A 6,000-nucleotide genomic window follows, 5' to 3' on the forward strand; every position below is an offset into this window, starting at 1 on the left:
TCGGGCGCGGTCGGAGAGCGGTCGCTGAGGTCCTATCGATGGAACGCCGGGCCCACCGCGGCTTTGGTCAAAGTACATATCATAGGAGCGAACGATGATCGACGCCGACACCCCACAGCCGGGTGATGATCCGACACCGATCGGCGATCCGTCGCCTGCCCCGCAAGAGCCCGAAGGCGACCCACCGCCGAACCCCGCCCCGGCACCGCAGATGGACGATGAGGCGGCGATCAAGGAGACAGAGGAGCAGCCGAGCTAGCACTCAGTCAATCCCGATACTTCCGGTATCGGTTGCCCCTAGCGTCGGTGAGAACGATCGAGGCCGTAGCGACCGATACCGGCATGTAAACCGTGATCTCGTTGGCGGCCGCCACAGACTCGCTCCGCGCTGCATGCTCCGATGCCACGACGCTCAGCGCCGCTACGCCGATCGCCGACCATAGGCCAGCGACAGCAACAGTCGGTATCTTTCGCTCGCACGTCCTCGTAACTGATCTTGGGGCGCCGGTGATCGGTCAATGCAGCTGATCCGTGGCGGTCGATCAGTCCAGAAAGACGCGGACGCCCTCGGTATTCAGGATGCTCCGCTGATCAGCGCACCAGCGCTCAGGGCCAACATCTGCGATTTCCTGCGCCAGGCGTTTGCCTTCGTCATCGACGGCGGTCTGAGCCTGCTTCGGCCCAAGGCTTTGATCGAGGGTAGGCCGCACGGTGCGAGACAAGCCGTCCGACACCTTGTCGTCGATCGCATAGAACTGACGGCAATGCAGGACGATGCCAGCCTGGGCGCCTACGATGCGCACAAGCCCCTCGATCTTCTCGGCTCGTTGTTCATCCTTGGCTGGCGCTGCGACACCAACACCGGCCGTCAGGATCGTTGCAAAGGCGGCGAAGGCGGTGCGCATCCAAGGAGGATACAAGCCGAGGCGACTTTGTCGAGCCCGGCGCCATCGCCTTGGCCTACGATCTCACCCCCCTGGCATGGCAGATACCGAGCTTCGCCGAAGCTTCCGCCCTCATCTTGCTTCGGCACTCATACCTAGCACGGCCAGCGCTTGCTGAGCCGGGCTTTTTCGTGATCCCATCCGACGAACAATTTCACTCATGGTCGGTTCAATGACGAAGACCCTAGGATGGAGTGTTCACATGTCTGCACCGAACAGCCTCAAAGACGTCTACCTCGACGAAATGAAGGACCTTTGGTCGGCAAACGACCAAATGACACGGGCTGTGAAGCAGCTCGGCGAAAAGGTCAGCGATCCGAAGCTCAAGCAGATGCTGGAGCACTCCGTGGGCGGGATCGAGAAGCATACCGGCGTGCTCAAGCAGCTCATCGAGGCCGCTGGCGGACAGGCTGAGCCGGAACACTGCAAGGGCATGGAAGGCCTGGTGACCGAGGCGCTGAAGCACGGCATCAAGGAGGCGTCGAGCGACGGCAAGCTACAGGACGTCGCAATTATCGCGCAGTATCAACGCATGTCGCACTACGGTCTCGCAGGCTTCGGTTCAGCAGCAGCCTATGCGAAGGTGCTCGGCATGTCCGACGCCGAAACCAAGCTCAAACAGGCGGTCTCCGAGATCTACAAGGGGGACGAGTACGCCTCGAAGCTCGCAGAGGCGGTGGAGCAGGCGGCAGCGTAGGGGCACAAGAAGGAGGGGCGCTTCGACTAAGCCAGTGCACTTCCCGCTTCCTATCTGGCCTCGAAGCCTCTCAATGCCCATCAGCTCGGCCGGAGAAATCCAAGCTGAGGTATTTCGTTTTCTGTTAACCAGTTGCCGCTACGCCATGGCCATTGAAGGGGTTCCTCTGGCCCCGACATCACTCAGCCCGCCCGGCATCCGCCGCGGCGGGCCTTTTGTGTTTCTACACGTTCGCGGCATCGATCTTCGCAATGATGCCGTCAAGTTCTACAACTGAAGACCGGTGGCGAGCCATCATCTCCAAAGACACATCGAGCAATTCGCCGCGTGGATCGGTGGCGTATGTCCGCATTTCGCCTTTCTCCATCCGAGCTAGAATGGCCGCCAAAGAGTCCCGCTCGACACGGCACCATTTCTCGAACCAAACCTGCGGCTCCATCCCACTCTCCCTCCAGCCTGGCCGAACAAATCCGCCCTAGGCTTCTTCACTGTTTAATACAGCAACATCACTTCAAAGTATCGAGATGGTCGAACGAGGGAGCTGGCGTTAGATCAAAATGGTTTACCTTGGTTTCCGCACCGAGGGTTACGCCAGCGGTCTCAGCGAAGCTCTCTGCTAGCGAACGGATTTTATCGCGAGCCTGCCTCTCGATCTCGGTGCTGGATCCGCCCTCAATCTTGATGAAGACGGACCCTGTAAGTCGTCCCTCGTCGGTGATGAGAACGAAGTTAAACCGGCCGGACCGGCTGCGCCGGACAACGTAGTGAGGCTTTGCCAATTCACACCCTCAGCGTGTGCCATGTTTAGCTCATACGTCGTGAAGACCAGTCGAGTTTCGCCCCAACGAAAAAAGCGCGCCGGGTGAGGGCGCGCCAAGGATTGTGCTCGTGGGCTTAAGAGCGACCACGCCCTTGGTACACACCACTGTAGCCAAGCACGGTCTCTACAAAGGTACACCCGCCCCCGCCGTGCGCTTGGGCTTATAGGCCACAGCGTCGTTGTCAGTCAGGAAGCCCACGCCAAGGCGATCTGTGTGACAGGCTAACGAGAGGCTCAACTCACAGGCCCGTTGTTTCATCCTGAAAAGGAGCAACGGAGGAGAGCGTATCAATGATCGTGACCATCGGACCCATCCGTTGCGCGGCGAGCTGCTTCTTTCGCCAGAGCGTGCAGCAAGGCTTTGGTGAACGCCTGCATTTCCGGTGTGCCACACTCCATCACCGCTTCATGCGCTTTGCGGCACGCATCAACCATCTCATCGAATTCAGTGTCGTCGACCATAGGCGGGACTCGATCACACGCGCAGATTGCGCGCCATCGAAATACGCCCGGTCAACGACGCTTGATATAATCTATGATTGTATGCAGCATGCAGGTACCCGCCGGTCGTGGAGGTTGGCATGCATCATCCAGCGTGGGCTTCGCCGATCGGTGCACGGAAGCGCAGCAGAGCCCAAGACGCGTTGCGACGGATCGCCCAGTCCCTTGACGTTCCAGTCGAAGTGCTGATGCAGAATGCGCAAAGCGAATTTTATCCTGACGCCACCGCGGAAATGGTTCGATTGTGGTTCAAAATTTGGTCCCAGGAAGGACGGGACGTGGTCCTAAAAGTGATCCGTGAAATTGCACAAAAAGCCGAAGCCGAGTTGGAATAACGCTTGCTGTCTATTTTAGGGCGAAAATCTTGGCAGCCTCACTCTCGGAAGCCGCAACGCTCCGCTTCCTGCCGCAGAACACTAAGAACGCGCTGGCGCCCTTGAGGGTCTTCAATCTTTGACCACAGCCGCAATAAGGTAGTTGCTTCGGTGGCCTCAATCTCCGGCGCCCCATTAAATAGCACCTCAGGCTCAACGCCTAGAGCATGAGCGATCGCTTGCAGCTGAGGATTATCAATCTTGGCCATATTTTACTTACTACGGCAGGACGCGAAAGTTTCACGTCTGAATGCAAAATTCAATCCCGCCCGATCACGGTTCCGTTACCCCAGCGCTTCTGGGTGATGTTGCTGCATGATATCACCTAATAGTGGCGGGGCTTTTCTGCATTCCAGCCGCCCTGCAGGCTCTCGGCGAAGTCGTCCGGCACCTTGCCGAACTGTCCAAGGATTGTAGCGCTTTCCAGCTCACCCGTCTCATCGTCGGCGACGATCTTGAGGGCGGCGGTACCAGACATCCAGCCAGCCATGGCTTCGACTTTTTTCAGTGCACGCAGTCAGTAGGGGCTACCTCGCGACGCCGGGGATCAGGCGCTTCCGCTTGATGGTGAACATCTGCACCACGAACGTCGTCTTCATCCCCACGCGCGCCTCCCCTTCGCAGGCCTGATCTACCAGACTCGATAAAAAGCCGCTTTCGAGTGTTGTGGTCCGAGACAGCATGAACGTTCAGATCGTTGCAGTTGGCACCCATGGCGACGTTCTTCCCATGGTAGCAATCGGCGTCGAGCTGGCGAGCCGCGGCCACGTGGTGGCGCTCGCCGCGCCTGCTCCGTTTGCGGCCTTGGCTGCGCGAGCAGGGCTCGTATTCCATGCGCTGTGCACGGAGGCCGAGTACGATCGCCTAATCGGCACACCGAACCTGTGGCGACCGTGGCGCGGCGTCCAAGCGATGTTCGAAGCTGTCGCCACGCTGACTGAGCCGACCTATCGCTGGCTTATTGGACAACAGGCAATGGACGGGGGCGTAGTGGTCGCTTCCACCCTCAGTCTCGGCGCCCGTGTGGCGCAGGACAAGCTCGCGCTGCCCGTCGTGGTTGTCCACGTGGCGCCCTTCCTGATGGAAAGCCGTCATGCGCCGCCGCGCCTACCCGGCCTGCCGTTGCCGCGCCTCCTGCCGGCGAGGCTCCGCCATTGGATCGGCAGGGGGGCTGACCGCTACGTGATTAGCCCCGCAGCGCTCCCCACTCTGAACGCCTTCCGGGGCACCCTCGACCTTCCGCCGGTGCGGCGGTTGCGCCACTGGTGGAACCTCGCGCCGACCCTCATCCTGATGTTTCCCGGCTGGTACGCGCCGTCGCAGCCGGATTGGCCAGCACACGCCCTTCAGGTCGGGTTCCCGGCTGCCGACCAATGTGGCGACACCCCGGAGCTTCCGAAGGACCTTGTCACCTTCCTGCGTGCCGGGTCGGCGCCGCTGGTCTTCACCTATGGTTCGGGCATGCGGCAGGGGCGCTCGTTCTTCGATACAGCGTTGCAGATCTGCCGGCAGATGGGCCGCCGGGGCGTATTCCTGGCGCCTCAAACTGGGCAGGTCCCGCCAAACCTATCGCCGGACGTGATCCATGTGCCCTACGCTCCTCTCACGGCCCTGCTGCCGCACGCTGCTGCCTTGATCCACCACGGCGGCATCGGCACCGTGGCATTGGGGCTCCGAGCTGGCGTACCGCAGCTTGTCGTGCCGGTGGCGTTCAACCATTTCGATGAGGCGCGCCGGCTCAAGGCGCTTGGTGTGGGCGCCGGTCTGTCACGGAGCCGCTTTACCCCTGCCCGAGGGGCACGGGTGCTCGACCATCTGCTCGCGAGCCGCCATGTCGCTGCGGCATGCCAGTTGCTGCACATGCAGGCTGCGGCCGACGACGGCATTAGCGACGCCTGTGACGCGATCGAGCGTGCAGGCGGTTTTCAAGCTGCGAAGCGCTGACTTGCGGGGGTGTGCCCCGATCCAGCTGTCCCATAGGCAGCGAGTACGTGGAGCGAGAAGTTCGAGATGCGGACGACGCGCTACGCGACGTAGGTTGCCGAGCTGCCAACGGCATGGGCATGAGGCTCCCCGCTACTGCGCGTCGTCGGCACCAACCAACCGCACAGTCGCACCTAGCCGGCTCCGGTCGAGCCCCTTCGCAACGTAGCGATCATCCGCCCGGGTAACCCACATCGGCGCTGGAGCACGCCCCAAGATGCTCAGATTGCCCCGCACAGCCTGTTCGAGCTGCATCCGCACCGCGCCATCAGCAAGCGCGGCAAGACCGCCCACGGTGCCGATCACGAGGATGCTGTGGGTGATGATTGAAGTGAGGGTGAGCCTCGAGTGATCCCAGGTCCTGTATGACTGCTGCAGGATCACAGGGAACGAGATGCAACTCGGTAGGCACACTTGGCGGGTATGCGGCATCGTTGGGAACGGTCATTCGCATCAGGAGGTTGCCCGCTGCATACTTGGGAGAAACGAAATGCTGACGGGTAGCTTGCTGTGGCTGATCGGGGTGCCGATCCCGGTCATTCTCCTGGCGTGGTTCTTCTTCTTCCGCGGCCGGTAGCTGGTGGCCTCATAGACAAGGCGGCCCCGAAGACGCAGGCTCTCCTCAAAGGGGAGCCTGCTCGATCCTCAGTAGGCCCGTGACCGGGGCGGCGGGGGCGGGGG

7 protein-coding genes and 1 pseudogene are annotated in these 6,000 nt (G+C 61.2%); 4 read left to right on the forward strand and 4 right to left on the reverse strand.

The features are described from left to right. The first annotated feature begins 94 nt into the window (after nt 1-94). Nucleotides 95-259: a hypothetical protein gene (locus FV230_RS29500; RefSeq protein WP_187275444.1), complete on the forward strand. Its 165-nt coding sequence runs from the start codon at nt 95-97 to the stop codon at nt 257-259. Nucleotides 260-542: 283 nt separating this feature from the next. On the opposite strand, the gene FV230_RS08440 is transcribed toward FV230_RS29500, so the two are convergent. Continuing rightward, nucleotides 543-905 (reverse strand): hypothetical protein, encoded by a 363-nt coding sequence (locus FV230_RS08440; protein WP_147842034.1) that lies wholly within the window; start codon nt 903-905, stop codon nt 543-545. A 241-nt stretch (nt 906-1,146) separates the two neighbouring features. Here FV230_RS08440 and FV230_RS08445 point away from each other — a divergent pair, with 241 nt between their 5' ends. Beyond that, nucleotides 1,147-1,641, forward strand: a complete 495-nt coding sequence (locus FV230_RS08445; protein ID WP_147842035.1) for a ferritin-like domain-containing protein — start codon at nt 1,147-1,149, stop codon at nt 1,639-1,641. 223 nt (nt 1,642-1,864) lie between these two features. Here FV230_RS08445 and FV230_RS08450 read toward each other — a convergent pair whose 3' ends face one another. Next, entirely contained in the window at nt 1,865-2,080 is a 216-nt protein-coding gene (locus FV230_RS08450) for a hypothetical protein (protein ID WP_147842036.1), read from the reverse strand. Nucleotides 2,081-2,749: 669 nt separating this feature from the next. After that, complete coding sequence (locus tag FV230_RS29505) at nt 2,750-2,923, reverse strand: hypothetical protein (protein WP_187275445.1); 174 nt, start codon at nt 2,921-2,923, stop codon at nt 2,750-2,752. 119 nt (nt 2,924-3,042) lie between these two features. On the opposite strand from FV230_RS29505, the gene FV230_RS08460 reads away from it, so the two are divergent. Continuing rightward, on the forward strand, nt 3,043-3,297 hold the full coding sequence (locus FV230_RS08460) for a hypothetical protein (protein WP_147842038.1): 255 nt from the start codon (nt 3,043-3,045) through the stop codon (nt 3,295-3,297). Between the two features lie 364 nt (nt 3,298-3,661). Here the strand turns inward: FV230_RS08460 and FV230_RS08465 are convergent. Beyond that, nucleotides 3,662-3,941, reverse strand: a pseudogene (locus FV230_RS08465) (hypothetical protein). Between the two features lie 76 nt (nt 3,942-4,017). Here FV230_RS08465 and FV230_RS08470 point away from each other — a divergent pair. Continuing rightward, a complete protein-coding gene (locus FV230_RS08470; RefSeq protein ID WP_147842039.1) occupies nt 4,018-5,280 on the forward strand; it encodes a glycosyltransferase in 1,263 nt (420 codons plus the stop codon). Nucleotides 5,281-6,000 lie beyond the last annotated feature (720 nt).

This window comes from Methylobacterium sp. WL6 (genome assembly GCF_008040095.1).
Lineage (GTDB): Bacteria > Pseudomonadota > Alphaproteobacteria > Rhizobiales > Beijerinckiaceae > Methylobacterium.

Bases quoted from the DNA above. Each gene is read 5' to 3' on its own strand.
- FV230_RS08445 (WP_147842035.1), top strand. From the start codon at position 1,147: ATGTCTGCACCGAACAGCCTCAAAGACGTCTACCTCGACGAAATGAAG.
- FV230_RS08440 (WP_147842034.1), bottom strand. From the start codon at position 905: ATGCGCACCGCCTTCGCCGCCTTTGCAACGATCCTGACGGCCGGTGTT.
- FV230_RS08470 (WP_147842039.1), top strand. From the start codon at position 4,018: ATGAACGTTCAGATCGTTGCAGTTGGCACCCATGGCGACGTTCTTCCC.
- FV230_RS08460 (WP_147842038.1), top strand. From the start codon at position 3,043: ATGCATCATCCAGCGTGGGCTTCGCCGATCGGTGCACGGAAGCGCAGC.
- FV230_RS29505 (WP_187275445.1), bottom strand. From the start codon at position 2,923: ATGGTCGACGACACTGAATTCGATGAGATGGTTGATGCGTGCCGCAAA.
- FV230_RS08450 (WP_147842036.1), bottom strand. From the start codon at position 2,080: ATGGAGCCGCAGGTTTGGTTCGAGAAATGGTGCCGTGTCGAGCGGGAC.
- FV230_RS29500 (WP_187275444.1), top strand. From the start codon at position 95: ATGATCGACGCCGACACCCCACAGCCGGGTGATGATCCGACACCGATC.